This window comes from Amycolatopsis xylanica, assembly GCF_900107045.1.
Lineage (GTDB): Bacteria > Actinomycetota > Actinomycetes > Mycobacteriales > Pseudonocardiaceae > Amycolatopsis > Amycolatopsis xylanica.
Genome location: NZ_FNON01000004.1, coordinates 618,059 through 634,168, shown reverse-complemented (window position 1 = coordinate 634,168; position 16,110 = coordinate 618,059). Strand labels below are relative to the sequence as shown.

Sequence of the window (16,110 nt, the reverse complement as noted above, 5' to 3'; positions counted from 1 at the left end):
CTGTTCTCTCCACGGTGGGTGGACGGTGCGGCGGACGAGGCGGTACTCCAGAAAGGTGCCCCTTTTCCGCCGCACTGTCATATCCGCGCCTCCCGAGGGACGAACATGCCGGAAAGCGAACTGACCCACTGGCCGGTCCAGCGAACCTGCCCGTTCTCGCTGCCCGCCGAATACGAGAAGTTGCGCGAGCGCTCACCCGTGCTGCGCGTCCGGCTGCCGTCGGGGTTCGACGCCTGGGTGATTTCCGGGCTCCAGGACATCCGCTCGATGCTGACCGACCCTCGGTTCAGCTCCGACCGCCACAACCCCGGGTTCCCGAAGATCGCCGAGGGACTCGTCGCCATGCCGGACTTCCGCGCGTCGCTCAACGAGATGGACGCGCCGGAGCACGGCCCGAAACGCCGTGAGGTGCTGGCGGAGTTCACCGTGCGGCGAATGAAGGCGCTGAGCCCGAGGATCAAGGAGATCGTCGACGCGCAGCTCGACCTCATCCTGCGCGGACCCAAGCCCGTCGACCTCGTGTCGACGCTCAGCCTGCCGGTGCCGTCGCTCGTCATCTGCGAGCTGCTCGGCGTGCCGTACACCGATCACGACTTTTTCCAGACCCGCACGCAGGCGATGATCAGCCGCTCGTACACGCCCGAACAGCGGCATCTCGCGACCAAGGAACTGCTGAAGTTCCTCGACGAGCTGGTCACGGCCAAGGTCGCCGAGCCGACCGACGACCTGCTCGGCAGGCTGGTTCTCAAGCAGCGTGAGAACGGCGGCATCCGGCATCGCGAGATCGTCGAGCTGGCCTTCCTGCTGCTCGGCGCGGGTCACGAGACGACGGCGGCGTCGATCTCGCTGGGTGTCGTGGCGTTCCTGAAATACCCGGAGCAGCTGGAAAAAGCCTTGTCCAGCCCCGAAAAGATGTTCGACGCGGTCGAGGAGCTGCAACGGTTCTTCACCATCGCGGAGGCGGCGGGCGCGCGCGTCGCGCTCGAGGACGTCGAACTCGGCGGGGTGCTGATCCGCAAGGGCGAGGGCGTGATCCCGCTCAGCAATCTCGCCGACCGGGACCTCGGCGCGTTCGAGAACCCCGACACCTTCGACATCGACCGCGGCGCGCGCAGCCATGTGGCGTTCGGCCACGGCATGCATCAATGCCTCGGCGCGAATCTGGCCAGGGTGCAGCTGCAGGTCGTGTTCGAGTCACTCTTCCGGCGTATTCCCGGACTGCGCCCGGCGATCCCGGTGGCGGAGATGGCGTTCAAGGCCGACTCCGAAATCTATGGCATGCACGAGCTTCCGGTCACCTGGTAGTGCGTTGCATCGATTCGTGAAAGCGCTCTCGGTCAATGCACTTTCGGTGGCCGGAAAGCGGGCATGATCGGGTGAATCATAGGGGTCACCCTTAAGTGGTACGGACCTGACGAGGTCGTCTCCGGCGGGTTGGACGACGCCGCGCGCCGGACGGTAAACCGGAAAAGGCGACTCTGACACCAGAATTCGCCGCCCGAAAAGCACGCCGTTTGTCCGGACGGGGATATGACATGACCGAAGTCGCCCAGCCGCAGGTCCTCTCGTGGCCGTTGAAGCGGGCCTGCCCGTTCTCACCGCCGTCGGAGTACAAGGCACTGCGTGAGGAGGCGCCCATCTCCCGGGTCAGGCTGCCGTCCGGCATGCAGGTCTGGGCCATCTCGAAGCTCAAGGACATCCGCACGATGCTGACCGATCCCCGGTTCAGCTCCGACCGCCACCAGCCCGGCTTCCCGCTCATCGCGGAAGGGGTCGAGGCGATCTCGGGTTTCCGTGCCTCGCTCAACGAGATGGACGCGCCCGAACACGGCCCGAAGCGCCGGGAGGTGCTCGGCGAGTTCACCCTCAAGCGGATCCAGACGCTGCGGCCGCGGATCCAGCAGATCGTGGACGACCAGATCGACATCGTGCTGAGCAGCGGCCTCCCGGTCGACCTCGTGTCGACGCTCGCGCTGCCCGTGCCGTCGCTGGTGATCTGCGAGCTGCTCGGCGTGCCCGTGCGCGACCAGGAGTACTTCCAGACCCGCACCCAGGCGATGATCAGCCGGACCTTCAGCCACGACCAGCGCCGCCAGGCGTTCGACGAGCTGCTCGACTACTTCGACGAGCTGGTCACCGAGAAGGAGAAGAACCCGGCCGACGACCTGATCGGCAGGCTGATCGCGAAGCAGCGCGCCGAGGGCGGCGTCCGGCACCGCGAGATCGTCGAACTCGGGTTCCTGCTGCTCAGCGCCGGCCACGAGACGACGGCGAGCATGATCTCGCTCGGCGTGGTCGCGCTGCTCGAGCACCCGGAGCAGCTGGAGAAGATCGTCGCCGATCCCCGCAAGACGATGGACGCGGTCGAGGAGATCGCGCGCTACTTCACCGTCGCGGAGGCGGCGGGCGCGCGGGTCGCGACCGCCGACGTCGAGCTCGGCGGGGTGCTGATCCGCAAGGGTGAGGGCGTGATCCCGTTGTCCAGTCTCGGTGACCGGGACCCCGAAGCGTTCCAGAACCCCGACACCTTCGACATCGAGCGCGGCGCCAAGAACCACATCGCGTTCGGCTACGGCATCCACCAGTGCCTCGGCGCGAACCTCGCGCGGATGCAGCTGCAGATCGTGTTCGACACGCTGTTCCGGCGGATCCCTTGCCTGCACTTGGAAGGCTCGCTCGACGAGATGCCGTTCAAGGACGATTCGGAGGTGTACGGCCTGCACGAGCTGATGGTCAGCTGGTGAAGGTCCACGCGGACCGTGACCGCTGCGTCGGCTCGGCGCTGTGCGTGCTGACCGAGCCCGCCGTCTTCGACCAGGACGACGGCGGGCTCGTGGTGGTGCTCTCGGACGAGGAGTCCGGCAGGGTCCGCGATGCCATCGATCTGTGCCCAAGCCAGGCATTGCGTTTGGCCGCCGAATAGTTGATTTTGCTTCCATGCGTTTCGTTGCGCTCGTACTGGCGGCTCTGCTCCTGGTTCCGGGACAGACGGCGGCCGCCCGCCCGCCGTCCGCGGTCTTCCTGAACGTGGTCGCGCATCAGGACGACGACCTGTTGTTCCTCACGCCCGACCTGTCGCAGACTCTCAAGGCTTCCGTGACGGTGTACGTCACCGCCGGCGAGGGAAGCCATCCCGAGTCGATGACGCCCGAGGACTACGCGGAGATGCGGCAGGCGGGCGAGCGGAACGCGTACGCGACCATGGCGGGCGTCGCGAACCGCTGGGATCGCGTCGCGCTGCGGACCGGCACCGGCACCACGGCCGAGCTCGCCACCCTGCGCGCGCGGCCGTCGATCAAGCTGGTCTTCCTGCGGCTGCACGACTGGTCGGATCTGCATGGGCTGTGGACCGGCGAAGTGGCCGCCGGCGGCACGGTGCGGCCGACCTGGAGCCCGGCGCAGGCCGAGGACGTCTACACCAGGGACAAGCTCACCAAGACGTTGACGTGGCTGATGGACCGCTTCCGTCCCACGGTGATCCGTACCCAGAATCCCGCGCCACTGAGCGGTTTCTACGCCCCCGACCCCGACAATCCCGACCACACGGCGGTCGCGCGCTTCACCAACCTCGCGGCCGAGTCGTACCGAGGCAAGGCGCAGGTGCGCAACTACCGCGGCTATGACGACGCCCAGCTCCCGACCGGCCTGGACCCGGCGCTGCGCGCCGAGCGGACCAAGGCGTTCCGCGCCTACGCCGACGTCGACACGAACGTCGCGACACTGTTCGACGACCCGGCGTCCTATCTCGGCTGGCGCCAGACGATGCTGAACCGGTGGCCGTCCGGGGTCTCGTGGACCGACGGTTCCGGCGAGGCGTATGCGGTTCTCGGCGACGAAGTGAAACGCTGGCGCCGGAATGCACGGGGAGAGTGGGGAAAACCGGTCGGTCTCGGTGGCGGTGGCTTCGCGCCCGCGGTGACCTTGGCTCGGCAGGCTGATGGCCGGTTGCGGCTGTTCTCGTTGAACCGCAACACTTTCGACGTTGTCACCGCGGTGCAGGAGGGTGACGGTTACTCTGCTTGGACGTCCCTGGGTAACCCCAATGGGCCTGGCGGTACGCAGACCGGGTTGCCCGCGGCGGCGGCCGATGCGCAGGGGCGCCTGTGGTTCTTCGTGCGCAATGGCGGCGGGGGAGTGAGCGCGCGGCAGCAGAACGCGGACGGGACTTTCGGGGACTGGCAGGACATGCACGGCTGGGGCGTGCAGGACGGGCTTTCGGTCGTGTCGGTCGACGGCCGGTTGCAGGTCTTCGCGACGCAGTGCTCGGCGAGGCTGTACGTCACGGCGACGTGTTCGATCGCGCGGCTGGCGCAAGGGTCGGACGGGTTCGAGTGGGACAGCGCGGTCGTGCCGGGAGCGGCGGCGACCGCGCCGACGGCCGTGGCCGGCACCGACGGCAAGGCGCACGTCTACTTCCGCGCGACCGAGACGGCCGCCGTGCTGATGGCCGTCGACGGCATGGTGACCGACCTCGGAAACCCAGGCGGGCCAGGCGAAGTCGCGGCCACCGCCACCGGCGAGGTCTACGCCCGCAATGCCGCGCACGGCATCAGCGCCCGCGACGCGTCGGGCTGGCACCCGGTCGGCGGCTACACCGAAAGCTCGCCCGCCGTCGTCGAGGGCGGCGTGGTGGCTCTCGGCGTCGACGGCCGCCTCACCCAGGTAGTCGGCTGAGTCCCTGCTCGGGGGTCGTGAGTGTTCCGGCCGGTTAGAACCGGTCAGAACACTCACGACCCCTGGGCGTGTGTCCGGCGTTTTGTCCGGTGGGCATGTTGACACCATTGCGTGCACAGGTCTAGACATCTGATGTATGGCTAAATTCAGAGTCGTCCCTGTCGTAGCCTCTGACCTGCGAACTTCGGGATTCCCGCTGAAAGGGATGACCGCGAAAAGACCAGGCGATCGTCCGATGAATGTGCGGGTGATCCGATGAGTCGCCTCAAACATCTTCTGCTGGTGCTCCTGCTCGTCGTGGGTGTCGCGCCCGCGCAAGCCGACCCGATGCCCCGGCTCGCCGACGGCACCACGGACTTCAGCAAGGACTGGAAGTTCGCGCTGGTCAATTCCGCCGACGCCACCGACCCGACCGGCGCCTACGCGGACGCGGCGAAGCCGGCGTTCGACGACTCGAAATGGCGGCGGCTCGACGTTCCGCACGACTGGAGCATCGAGCTGGATCCGGTCGCGACCGGTCAGTCCGGCGAAGGCTTCTATCGGGCCGGGCTCGGCTGGTATCGCAAGACCTTCACCGTGCCGGCGTCGGCCAAGGGCAAGCGGCTTTCGCTCGAGTTCGACGGCGTCTACATGGACTCGCACGTCTACGTGAACGGCAAGCTCGCCGCCGAGCATCCCAACGGCTACACCGGTTTCGCCGTCGACATGACGGATTTGGTGACCACCGGCTCCAACGTCGTCGCGGTCAAGGTGGTGCACAAGTCGCCGAGCAGCCGCTGGTACGCGGGCAGCGGCATCTACCGGCCGGTGCACCTGGTTGTCACCGATCCGGTGCGCGTGGCCAGGCACGGCGTTTTCGTGACGACCCCGGACCTCGCCACCACGTATCCGAAGGGATACGCCACCGTGCATGCCGAAACCGAGGTCAAGGGCGCGGGCAAGGTCACCAACGAGGTCCAGGACGCGACCGGGCGCGTGGTCGCGAAGGGTGCAGATTTGCGCGTCGACCGGCCGATCCTGTGGACGACCGACAAGCCTTACCTCTACACGCTGGTGACCAAGGTGTCCGTGGACGGGCGCGTGACCGACACGGTGCGGACGAGGTTCGGCATCCGCTGGTTCGCCTTCTCCCCGGACAACGGTTTCTCGCTCAACGGCAAGGCGCAGAAGCTGCAGGGCGTCAACCTGCACTCGACGCTCGGCGCGCTGGGCGCCGCGGTCAACCGGGACGCGATAGTCCAGCAGCTCACCAAGATGAAGAGCATGGGCGTGAACGCCGTCCGCACGTCGCACAACCCGCCGTCGCCCGAGTTCGTCGCGGTGTGCGAGGAACTCGGCCTGCTGCTGATGATCGAGGCGTTCGACTCGTGGAAGACGAAGAAGCGCGACTACGACTACTCGCGGTTCTTCGACGAGCACAGTTCCGCTGATATCAAGGAAATGGTGAACGCCGCGAAGAACTCGCCCTCGGTCATCCTGTGGTCGATCGGCAACGAGATCCCCGACGGCGCCTCGATCGAGGTCGGCGTGCCGATCGCGAAGCGGCTGATCGCCGACATCAAGTCGATCGACCGCACCCGGCCGGTGGTGCTCGGCTCGCACCACTACACGAGCGTGCCCGCCGACGGCACCGCGCAGGACCAGATCCTGCGCCTGCTCGACGGCCTCGGCGTCAACTACAACTCGGCCAAGTCGCTCGACGGCCTGCACGCCAAGTACCGCGACAAGTTCTTCTTCGAGTCCGAATCCTCGTCCGAGGTCTCCGGCCGCGGCGTCTACCAGGACCCGTCGATCCAGAACGCCGCGCCGAACTACACGCCCGGCAAACAGGCCTCGTCGTCCTACGACAACACGATGCCCGGCTGGGCGTTCAGTGGCGAGCACGGGCTGAAGAAGGACCGCGACCGCAAGTTCCTCGCCGGGCAGTTCATCTGGTCCGGCCAGGACTACATCGGCGAGCCGACGCCGTACAACGGGATCTTCCCGGTGCGGTCGTCGTTCTTCGGCGCGGTCGACACCGCGGGGTTCGAGAAGGACCAGTTCTACCTGTTCCAGAGCCAATGGACGGCCAAGCCGATGGTCCATCTGGTCCCGATGACCTGGACCGGCCACGAACCGGGCGCGCCGGTCGAGGTCTGGGCGTACAGCAATGTCGAGAAGGTCGAGCTGTTCCTCAACGGCAAGTCGCTCGGCACGCGTTCGTTCGACCACAAGAAAACGGCGTACGGCAAGGCTTATCTGGAAACCACCGAGCAGCCCAAGGACGACCGCTCGTTCCCGTCGGGCAGTTACACCAGCCCGAACGGCGGCACCGGGCGGCTGCGCCTGGCCTGGTCGGTCCCGTTCGCGCCGGGTGAGCTGACGGCCGTCGCGTACTCCGGCGGCAATGTCGTCGCCCGCGACACGGTCAAGACCGCGGGCGAGCCGGCTTCGGTGCGGCTGAAGACCGAGCCGGGTCAGTCACTGTCCTATGTGTACGCGGAGATCGTCGACCGTGACGGCGTGGTGGTCCCCGACGCGGACAACCAGGTGACTTTCGAGGTCAGCGGCGGACGGCTCGTCGGCACCGACAACGGGCGCGAGGAGGACACCGAGAACTTCACCTCCGCCGTCCGGCACGCGTACCACGGCAAGCTCGTGGCGATCGTCACCGCGGGTGCGACCGTCCGCGCGAAACTCGGCCAGTCCGTCACCCCGCCTGCCGCCGACGCGAGCTTCTCCGGAGCCAAGGACACGCTCCCGGCCGCGATGCTGGACGGCGACGTGAACACCGGCTGGTCGAACCTCTACACGAAGGGCGCGACGCCGCAGTTCGCCGCCGTCAGCGTGTCCCATCCGGCGGAGTGGGTGACGCTGAACGTCGCGAAGGAGGCGAGCGGCCTGAACGCGCGGTTCGTCACCGGCGGCAAGCTGGCGCTGCCGAAGTCGATCGAGGTCGGGTACTGGAACGGCCGGGAGTACGTGCCGGTCACCGGGCTGAAGGTGGTCTGGGCGGCGGAGTCGGGCGGGCTCAGCACGATCACCTTCGACAAGGTGCCGACGACCAGGGTGCGGCTGAAGATGATCAGCCCGGCGCCGGGGTCTGACCAGGGGTTCTTCCGGATCGGGGAGTTGCGCGCGGTGTAGAAGGGCTCGTGCGCGTTGCGGGCGGTTCTAACCGCCCGCAACGCGCACGAGGCCCGGGGTTGAGCGCCGGGCACTCAGGGGTCCGTAAACTCGTTGGGAGTGGCGAGGGTACGGAGGTGACAGGGTGGCCAACGCGGAAGAGCGCCGGTTCGAAGTGCTGCGCGCGATCGTCGCCGACTACGTCTCCAATCAGGAGCCCGTCGGGTCCAAGGCGATCGTCGACCGGCACAACCTGGGTGTTTCCAGTGCCACGGTCCGTAACGACATGGCCGCGCTGGAGGAAGAGGGCTACATCGCCCAGCCGCACACCAGCGCGGGCCGCATCCCCACGGACAAGGGCTACCGCCTCTTCGTCGACAAGCTCGCCGAGATCAAGCCGCTGAGCTCGGCCGAGCGGCGCGCGATCACCAGCTTCCTCGACAGTGGCACCGACATGGAGGACGTGCTCAAGCGGTCCGTCCGGCTGCTGGCGCAGCTGACCAGGCAGGTCGCCGTCGTGCAGTACCCGATGATGACCAACTCGACCGTGCACAGCCTCGAAGTGGTGCCGCTCACCCCCGCCAGGCTGATGCTGGTGCTGATCACCGACTCCGGCCGCGTCGACCAGCGGACCGTCGACCTCGGTGACGTCATCACCGTCGACAACGTGGCCCGGCTGCGCACGGTGCTGAACTCCGCGCTGACCGGCCGGAAGGTCAACGACGCGGCCGTACGGGTCGCCGAGCTGCCCGAGCAGTCGCCCCAAGAGCTGCGCGACGTGCTGGTGCGGGTCTGTACCGTGCTGGTGGAGTCGCTGGTCGACCACCCGGAGGAACGGCTCGTCCTCGGTGGCACGGCCAACCTCACCCGCAACGTCGCGGACTTCCCCGGCTCGCTGCGCCAGGTGCTCGAGGCGCTGGAGGAGCAGGTCGTCGTGCTGAAGCTGCTGGCCGCCGCACGCAACCCCGGTGCGATCAGCGTGCGCATCGGCGAGGAAAATGAGGACGAGCAGATGCGCAGTACCTCCGTGGTGTCGATCGGCTACGGCCGGGAAGACATGCTGCTCGGGGGCATGGGGGTGGTCGGACCGACCAGGATGGACTACCCGGGCACGATCGCCGCGGTCCGCGCGGTGGCCAACTACGTCGGCCAGATCCTGTCCGGTCGCTGAAACAATAGAGGGAGCAAGGAAAACCGGTGGCGAGGGACTACTACGGCACTCTCGGCGTGGCCAAGAACGCGACCGATCAGGAGATCAAGCGCGCGTACCGCAAGCTGGCCCGCGAGCTGCATCCGGACGTGAACCCGTCGGAGGACGCGCAACACCGGTTCGGTGAGGTCACCACGGCCTACGAGGTCCTGTCGGACCCGCAGAAGCGCAAGATCGTCGACCTCGGCGGCGACCCGATGGACAACGGCGCCGGGCGTGGCGCCGGGGGCGGCGACCCGTTCGCCGGCTTCGGCGGGCTCGGCGACATCATGGACGCCTTCTTCGGCGGGGCCGGTGGCGGCGGCGGGCGGGGCCGGGGGCCGCGCAGCCGCGTGCAGCCCGGATCCGACGCGCTGATCCGCATCGGCCTCACGCTCGAAGAGTGCGCGACCGGTGTCGACAAGGAGATCGCCGTCGACACCGCGATCCTGTGCGACCTCTGCCGTGGCGCGGGCACCGCCGAGGGCGGCTCGGTGCACACGTGTGACACCTGTGGCGGCATGGGCGAGATCCAGTCCGTGCAGCGGTCCTTCCTCGGCCAGGTCGTCACCGCGCGGCCGTGCCCGGTGTGCCGCGGCTTCGGCGAGGTCATCACCGACCCGTGCCAGAAGTGCGGCGGCGACGGCCGGGTCCGCTCGCGCCGCTCGGTCACCGCGAAGATCCCGCCCGGCGTCGGCGACGGCATGCGCATCCGGCTGTCCGGCCAGGGCGAGGTCGGCGCGGGCGGCGGCCCGGCAGGCGACCTCTACGTCGAGATCGACGAGGCGCCGCACGAGGTGTTCGTCAGGCAGGGCAACGATTTGCACTGCAACTTCCGCGTCCCGATGACCACGGCCGCACTCGGCGCGAGCGTCCCGATCGAGACACTCATCGACGGCGACTACGACCTCGAGATCGAGCCGGGCACCCAGCCGGCCACCGAACTCGTGCTCACCGGCAAGGGCATGCCGCGGCTGCGCTCGTCCGGCCGCGTCGACGGCCGCGGCGACCTGCACGTCCACATCGACGTCGTGGTGCCCACGAAGCTCGACGACGCGCAGCGCGAACTGCTGCACGACCTCGCCCGCCAGCGCGGCGAGGAAGTGCCGACGCTCGCGAACAACGGCACCAAGCACGGCGGCCTGTTCTCCAAGCTGCGCGCCAAGAACCGCTGATGCCCGAAACGACGTTGCCGGTCTTCCTCGTCGACAGGCTGCCACCGGTCGATTCGGTGGTGTTCGACGGCGAGGAGGCCCGGCACGCCGTGACCGTCCGCCGGATACGCGTGGGGGAGCGGATCCTGCTCTCCGACGGCGAAGGCGGGCTCGTCCGGTGCGTGATCGATGGTGTGCAGGGAGGCCGGGATCCCGCGCTGGGACTGCAGATCGAGGAGCGCTGGGTCGAACCACCACCCGCGCTGCGCGTGACCGTCGTCCAGGCACTGGCCAAAGGCGACCGCGGCGAACTCGCCGTCGAACTCGCCACCGAGGCAGGGGTCGACACCATCATCCCGTGGCGCGCCTCCCGCAGCGTCGCCAAATGGGAAGAAGGCGCACGCGGCGAGAAAGCCTTGGCCCGCTGGCGAAACACCGCCCGCGCCGCCGCCAAGCAAGCCCGCCGCGCCTACGTCCCGCGAGTACTCGACCCCGTCACCACCCGCGAACTCACCACCCTCATCGAGACCGCCGACATCGCACTCGTCCTCGAATCCGGCATCACCGAACGACTCACAGACCTCACACTCCCCGCAACCGGAGAATTGCTCCTTGTGGTCGGGCCAGAAGGGGGAATCACGGACGAGGAACTGACCACCCTTTCGGACGCGGGCGCGCACACGGTGCGTCTCGGACCCACCGTCCTTCGCACATCCACTGCTGCAACAGTCGCTCTCGGTGCACTCGGAGCGCTCACAACCCGCTGGAACTGAGCACGCCCAGTCACTTCGGCTACCGAGCGTCTTCGAAACCTGGGAAAAATATAGACACATTTTGCGCCCAGTCCTGGCGCGACCAAGCCAACACCCGTTACTCTCGTTAACCGAAGCACAACACACGGTTTTCGATGTGCAAGGCACAAGCCCGCACATCGCAGATCCCCGCCGGGCACCTCCCCCCTCGGTCCGGCGGAGCCGCGGCGGCGGTGGAGCGACCCCCAGGCTCCACCGCGCCGCGGCGTCTTCGTTGGGCTTCGCTTCTCGCACCTTACGGCGCTCGAGCTGCGCCTCCAACTTCGCCTTTGCGGGTTTCGCAATTATTTTGGGGGGCCGAGCCCCCCAAACCCCCCACGGTGCGGTATGTCCTGACCCAGCGTGGTCCCGTTTAGTGCGCGGGCCGGATCGTCGGGCCTGGCGGCCCTCGATCCTTATCGTTTTTGGTGCCTTATTCATGGGGGTGAATGGGTTCTGGGTTTTGAAACGAATCAATGGGGTGGATTCCAGGTATTTGGAAAAATGGGGGTTGTGGGGTGCGGGGTGGGGTCGTGAGTGGTACGGCCGGTTCTAACCGGTCTAAACACTCACGACCCTCGGGGTGGGGTGGGGTGGGTTAGTAGGGTTTGGGGATGAGTGAGACTTTGTTCGAGCAGATCATTGCTCGGGAGATTCCGGCTGAGATCGTGTATGAGACCGAGACGACCTTGGCGTTCAGGGACATTGGGCCTCAGGCGAAGGTGCATGTGCTGGTCGTGCCCAAGACCCGGTACCGGAACTTGGCCGCGTTGGCGGCCGCTGATCCCCAGCTGTTGGCGGATGTCGTCGCTTCGGCTGAGAAGGTGGCTGAGCTGGAGGGGATCAAGGAGTCGGGGTACCGGGTCGTGTTCAACACGGACGGTGATGCCGGGCAGACCGTTTTCCACGTGCATGCCCATGTGCTGGGCGGGGAGCCGCTGAGCAGGTTCGGGGCCTGAGCGACACTGAGGGAAACCGGACTGCGTCCGTGTGCGGCGTGCGGCTAGCATCGTGGGGTCGGAAGTGGAACGGCGTTAGCGCAGAAAGTGGGCCCGAGGGCACGTGGCAGGTACGGCAGAGGGTGGGGCCGCTCGACCGGACGTCGGCAAGAACGTCGAGTCCGCGGCGCAGTCCCGGTTCCCGATCCCCGACGCGGCCGCGCTGGCCCTGCTGGGATCACGGGACGAGAATCTCCGGGTAGTCGAAGAACTTCTCGAAGCGGACGTGCACGTCCGAGGCAACGAGGTGACACTCACCGGCGCGCCGGCGGACGTCGCGTTCGCCGAGCGGGTGTTCGCCGAACTGGTCACGCTCGCCGGACGCGGGCAGCAGGTGGACCCGAGCACCGTCCGCCGCACCGTCGGCATGCTCTCCAGCGACTCCGGCGAGTCACCGGCCGAAGTGCTGAGCATGGACATCATCTCGCGCCGCGGGAAGACCATCCGGCCCAAGACGCTCAACCAGAAGAAGTACGTCGACGCCATCGACAAGCACACGATCGTGTTCGGCATCGGCCCCGCCGGTACCGGCAAGACGTACCTCGCGATGGCCAAGGCCGTCCAGGCACTGCAGGCCAAGCAGGTCACCCGCATCGTGCTGACCCGCCCGGCCGTCGAGGCGGGCGAGCGGCTCGGCTACCTGCCCGGCACGCTCAACGAGAAGATCGACCCGTACCTGCGCCCGCTCTACGACGCGCTGCACGACATGGTCGAGCCCGACTCGATCCCCAAGCTCATGGCCGCCGGGACCATCGAGATCGCGCCGCTGGCTTATATGCGCGGAAGAACCCTTAATGACGCGTTCATCATCCTCGACGAGGCGCAGAACACCACGCCCGAGCAGATGAAGATGTTCCTGACCCGCCTCGGCTTCGGCTCCAAGATCGTGGTCACCGGTGACGTCACCCAGGTCGACCTGCCGTCCGGGCAGAAGAGCGGCCTGCGGGTGGTCAAGGACATCCTCGAAGGGGTCGACGACCTGCACTTCGCCCAGCTGACCAGCCAGGACGTGGTGCGGCACAAACTGGTCGGCGACATCGTCGACGCGTACGAGAAGTGGCAGGCCGTGCAGGACGAGCAGGCGCCCGGGAATGGCTGGAAGGGTCGCCGGTGAGCATCGAGATCGCCAACGAGTCGGGAGTGGCGGTCGACGAGACGTCGATCGTCTCCGCCGCCCGCTTCGCGCTGGACAAGATGGAGGTCAGCCCGCTCGCCGAGCTGTCCGTGCTGCTCGTCACGCTCGACGTGATGGAGGACCTGCACGTCCGCTGGATGGACCTGCCCGGCCCCACCGACGTGATGGCCTTCCCGATGGACGAGCTGGAGCAGTCACGCCGTCCCGACGCGGCCGACCCGTCGCCCGCGCTGCTCGGTGACATCGTGCTGTGCCCGGCGTTCGCCAAGGACCAGGCCAAGACCGCCGGTCACGGGCTGCTCGACGAGCTGCACCTGCTGACCGTGCACGGCGTGCTGCACCTGCTGGGCTACGACCACGCCGAGCCCGCCGAAGAGCGCGAGATGTTCGGGCTGCAGAAGCGGATCCTCGGCGAGTTCCAGGACGCCGTCTCGGCCGCGCGGCGCCAGGACGCGCAGCGCAGCGCCGACGACCGCGTGCTCGGCATCGCCGGACTCGACGCGCCGTCGGGCGACCAGCCGGAAACCCCGTAGCCATGCTGATCTTCGCGATCGCGCTGGTGCTGTTCGCCGGTGTGTTCGCGGCAGCGGACGCCGCGGTCAGCACGGTCTCGCCCGCCAGGGTCGACGGTCTCGTCCGCATCGGCCGGGTCGGCGCCCGCCAGCTCGCCGCGGTCGTCGCGGAACGCCGCAGGCACATCAACCTGCTGTTGCTGCTGCGGCTCGGCTGCGAGCTCACCGCGACCGTGCTGGTCACGGTCGCCTTCGCGCAGCTGATCCACCCGCTGGCGCTGGCCGTGCTGGTCGCGGCCGTGGTCATGGTGATCGTGAGCTACGTGCTGATCGGCGTCGGCCCGCGCACCATCGGCCGCCAGCATCCGTACCGCGTCGGCACGCTGCTGGCAGGCCCGGTCCGCGTGCTCGGCACGCTGATGGGGCCACTGAGCAGGCTGCTCATCGTCATCGGTAACGCGATCACCCCTGGCAAGGGCTTCCGCGAGGGCCCGTTCACCTCGGAAGTCGAGCTGCGTGAGCTGGTCGACCTCGCGCAGGAACGCGGCGTCGTCGAGGACTCCGAGCGCGAGATGATCCACTCGGTCTTCGAGCTGGGCGACACGGTCGCGCGCGAGGTGATGGTGCCGCGCACCGAGATCGTTTGGATCGAGCAGACGAAGACCGTGAGGCAAGCGCTTGCGCTGGCGTTGCGCACCGGGTTCACCCGGGTGCCGGTGATCGGCGAGTCGGTCGACGAGATCGTCGGCGTCGCCAACATCAAGGACCTGATGCCCGCCTACATGGCCGAGAACGGGCCGCAGCGGCTGGTCGGTGAGCTGATGAACCCGGCGAGCTACGTCCCCGACTCGAAGCGGCTCGACGAGCTGCTCAAGGAAATGCAGCTCTCGCACAACCACATGGCCATCGCGATCGACGAATACGGCGGCACCGCGGGCCTGCTGACCATCGAGGACGTCCTCGAGGAGATCGTCGGCGAGATCACCGACGAATCCGACACCGACGAGCGCCCCGACGTCGAGGAGCTGGAGAACGGCGCGCTGCGCGTGTCGTCGCGGCTCGGCATCGACGACCTCGGCGAGCTGTTCGGCCTCGATCTCGAAGAAGACCACGACGTGGAGACCGTCGGCGGGCTGCTCGCCGAGCGGCTGGGTAGGGTCCCGCTACCGGGTGCGGAGGCCGAGGTCGCGGGACTGCGGCTGTACGCCGAGGGCGGCAAGGACCGGCGCGGGCGGATGCGGATCACCTCGGTGGTCGTCTATCCGGCCGACACCTCCGTCGAGCGCAAGCGCACCCGCGTGCCGAAACCTGATGACAGGAGCGTTGAACATGCCTGAGCTGGACCCCGAGGACCAGAAGCTGGTGACGCTGGCCCGTTCGTCGAGGGCCAGGATCCAGGCAGCCGAAGGCGCCGCCGTGCGCGACACCGACGGCCGTACCTACGCCGCGGCCACCGTCGACCTGCCGTCGTTCAAGCTGACCGCGTTGCAAGCCGCCGTCGCCGCCGCCGTGTCGAGTGGCGCGGAAGGCATCGAAGCCGCGGTCGTCGTCAGCGGCGAGGGCCTGCTCAAAGAGGCTTCGGTGCACGCCGTGCGTGACCTGTCCAAGCACGCGCCGGTCTACCTGGCCGACCCGTCCGGCACGGTGATCAGCTGATGGCCGAGCATCGTTCCGGCTTCGCCTGCTTCGTCGGGCGGCCCAACGCGGGCAAGTCGACGCTGACCAACGCGCTGGTCGGCAGCAAGGTCGCGATCACCTCCAGCAAGCCGCAGACCACCCGGCACGCCATCCGCGGCATCGTGCACCGCGACGACGCGCAGCTCGTGCTCATCGACACGCCGGGCCTGCACCGCCCGCGCACGCTGCTCGGCGAGCGGCTCAACGACATCGTGCACTCGACCTGGTCCGAAGTGGACGTTGTCGGCTTCTGCGTGCCCGCCAACGAGAAGATCGGCCCCGGCGACCGGTTCATCGCCGCCGAGCTGGTCAAGATCGCCAAGCGGACCCCGGTGGTCGGCGTCGTCACGAAGACCGACCTCGTGCAGCCGCAGCAGGTCGCCGAGCAGCTGCTCGCGCTGCAGGACGTGATGGAGTTCGCCGATCTGATCCCGGTGTCCGCAGTGGACGGTTTCCAGGTCGGCGCGCTGGCGGACCTGCTGGTGCAGAAGCTGCCGGAAGGCCCGCAGCTCTATCCCGGCGGCGAGCTGACCGATGAGCCGGAGCAGACGCTGGTCGCCGAGCTCATCCGCGAGGCGGCGCTCGAAGGCGTCCGCGACGAACTGCCGCACTCCATCGCGGTCACCGTCGAGGAGATGCTGCCGCGCGAGGGCCGCGACGACCTCGTCGACATCCACGCGCTGCTGTACGTCGAACGTCCCAGCCAGAAGGGGATCATCCTCGGGCACAAGGGCGAGCGGCTCAAGCAGGTCGGCGCGAGCGCGCGGGCGCACATCGAGGCGCTGCTCGGCATGAAGGTCTACCTCGACCTGCACATCAAGGTCGCCAAGGACTGGCAGCGCGACCCGAAGCAGTTGCGCAGACTGGGTTTCTAG

14 protein-coding genes are annotated in these 16,110 nt (G+C 68.0%); all 14 read left to right on the top strand.

Annotated elements, in window-relative coordinates:
- Positions 1-105 precede the first annotated feature (105 nt).
- The 14 genes from BLV57_RS21825 to era all read left to right on the top strand — a co-directional run bounded on the left by BLV57_RS21825 (position 106) and on the right by era (position 16,110).
- The gene (locus tag BLV57_RS21825; RefSeq protein WP_091291526.1) at positions 106-1,305 is read left to right on the top strand and encodes a cytochrome P450; all 1,200 of its coding nucleotides are present in this window, start codon (positions 106-108) and stop codon (positions 1,303-1,305) included.
- Between the two features lie 230 nt (positions 1,306-1,535).
- Positions 1,536-2,744, top strand: a complete 1,209-nt coding sequence (locus BLV57_RS21820) for a cytochrome P450 (protein ID WP_091291524.1) — start codon at positions 1,536-1,538, stop codon at positions 2,742-2,744.
- On the top strand, positions 2,741-2,923 hold the full coding sequence (locus tag BLV57_RS21815) for a ferredoxin (protein WP_091291523.1): 183 nt from the start codon (positions 2,741-2,743) through the stop codon (positions 2,921-2,923). Before BLV57_RS21820 ends, BLV57_RS21815 begins: the two co-directional genes overlap by 4 nt.
- A gap of 14 nt (positions 2,924-2,937) precedes the next feature.
- A complete protein-coding gene (locus BLV57_RS21810) occupies positions 2,938-4,674 on the top strand; it encodes a DUF8189 domain-containing protein (protein WP_091291521.1) in 1,737 nt (578 codons plus the stop codon).
- Between the two features lie 255 nt (positions 4,675-4,929).
- Positions 4,930-7,800, top strand: a complete 2,871-nt coding sequence (locus BLV57_RS21805; protein ID WP_218134854.1) for a glycoside hydrolase family 2 TIM barrel-domain containing protein — start codon at positions 4,930-4,932, stop codon at positions 7,798-7,800.
- Between the two features lie 124 nt (positions 7,801-7,924).
- Positions 7,925-8,950, top strand: a complete 1,026-nt coding sequence (gene hrcA / locus BLV57_RS21800; protein WP_091291519.1) for a heat-inducible transcriptional repressor HrcA — start codon at positions 7,925-7,927, stop codon at positions 8,948-8,950.
- A gap of 26 nt (positions 8,951-8,976) precedes the next feature.
- A complete protein-coding gene (gene dnaJ, locus BLV57_RS21795) occupies positions 8,977-10,143 on the top strand; it encodes a molecular chaperone DnaJ (RefSeq protein ID WP_091291517.1) in 1,167 nt (388 codons plus the stop codon).
- Positions 10,143-10,895, top strand: a complete 753-nt coding sequence (locus BLV57_RS21790; RefSeq protein WP_091291515.1) for a 16S rRNA (uracil(1498)-N(3))-methyltransferase — start codon at positions 10,143-10,145, stop codon at positions 10,893-10,895. The genes dnaJ and BLV57_RS21790 overlap by 1 nt, the downstream gene beginning before the upstream one ends.
- A gap of 626 nt (positions 10,896-11,521) precedes the next feature.
- Positions 11,522-11,872 (top strand): histidine triad nucleotide-binding protein, encoded by a 351-nt coding sequence (locus BLV57_RS21785; RefSeq protein ID WP_176968740.1) that lies wholly within the window; start codon positions 11,522-11,524, stop codon positions 11,870-11,872.
- Positions 11,873-11,975: 103 nt separating this feature from the next.
- Positions 11,976-13,025 (top strand): PhoH family protein, encoded by a 1,050-nt coding sequence (locus BLV57_RS21780; RefSeq protein ID WP_091291511.1) that lies wholly within the window; start codon positions 11,976-11,978, stop codon positions 13,023-13,025.
- On the top strand, positions 13,022-13,579 hold the full coding sequence (ybeY, locus tag BLV57_RS21775; protein ID WP_091291509.1) for an rRNA maturation RNase YbeY: 558 nt from the start codon (positions 13,022-13,024) through the stop codon (positions 13,577-13,579). The genes BLV57_RS21780 and ybeY overlap by 4 nt, the downstream gene beginning before the upstream one ends.
- 2 nt (positions 13,580-13,581) lie before the next feature.
- Positions 13,582-14,895, top strand: coding sequence for a hemolysin family protein (locus tag BLV57_RS21770; protein ID WP_091291507.1), 1,314 nt, complete (start codon positions 13,582-13,584; stop codon positions 14,893-14,895).
- Entirely contained in the window at positions 14,888-15,214 is a 327-nt protein-coding gene (locus tag BLV57_RS21765) for a cytidine deaminase (RefSeq protein WP_091291505.1), read from the top strand. The genes BLV57_RS21770 and BLV57_RS21765 overlap by 8 nt, the downstream gene beginning before the upstream one ends.
- Positions 15,214-16,110, top strand: coding sequence for a GTPase Era (era, locus tag BLV57_RS21760; protein WP_091291503.1), 897 nt, complete (start codon positions 15,214-15,216; stop codon positions 16,108-16,110). Before BLV57_RS21765 ends, era begins: the two co-directional genes overlap by 1 nt.

What these genes read in the sequence shown, in the direction of transcription:
- BLV57_RS21825 (WP_091291526.1), top strand. Translation starts at nt 106, where the DNA reads ATGCCGGAAAGCGAACTGACCCACTGGCCGGTCCAGCGAACCTGCCCG.
- BLV57_RS21765 (WP_091291505.1), top strand. Translation starts at nt 14,888, where the DNA reads ATGCCTGAGCTGGACCCCGAGGACCAGAAGCTGGTGACGCTGGCCCGT.
- BLV57_RS21805 (WP_218134854.1), top strand. Translation starts at nt 4,930, where the DNA reads ATGAGTCGCCTCAAACATCTTCTGCTGGTGCTCCTGCTCGTCGTGGGT.
- BLV57_RS21820 (WP_091291524.1), top strand. Translation starts at nt 1,536, where the DNA reads ATGACCGAAGTCGCCCAGCCGCAGGTCCTCTCGTGGCCGTTGAAGCGG.
- BLV57_RS21790 (WP_091291515.1), top strand. Translation starts at nt 10,143, where the DNA reads ATGCCCGAAACGACGTTGCCGGTCTTCCTCGTCGACAGGCTGCCACCG.
- era (WP_091291503.1), top strand. Translation starts at nt 15,214, where the DNA reads ATGGCCGAGCATCGTTCCGGCTTCGCCTGCTTCGTCGGGCGGCCCAAC.
- BLV57_RS21770 (WP_091291507.1), top strand. Translation starts at nt 13,582, where the DNA reads ATGCTGATCTTCGCGATCGCGCTGGTGCTGTTCGCCGGTGTGTTCGCG.
- BLV57_RS21810 (WP_091291521.1), top strand. Translation starts at nt 2,938, where the DNA reads ATGCGTTTCGTTGCGCTCGTACTGGCGGCTCTGCTCCTGGTTCCGGGA.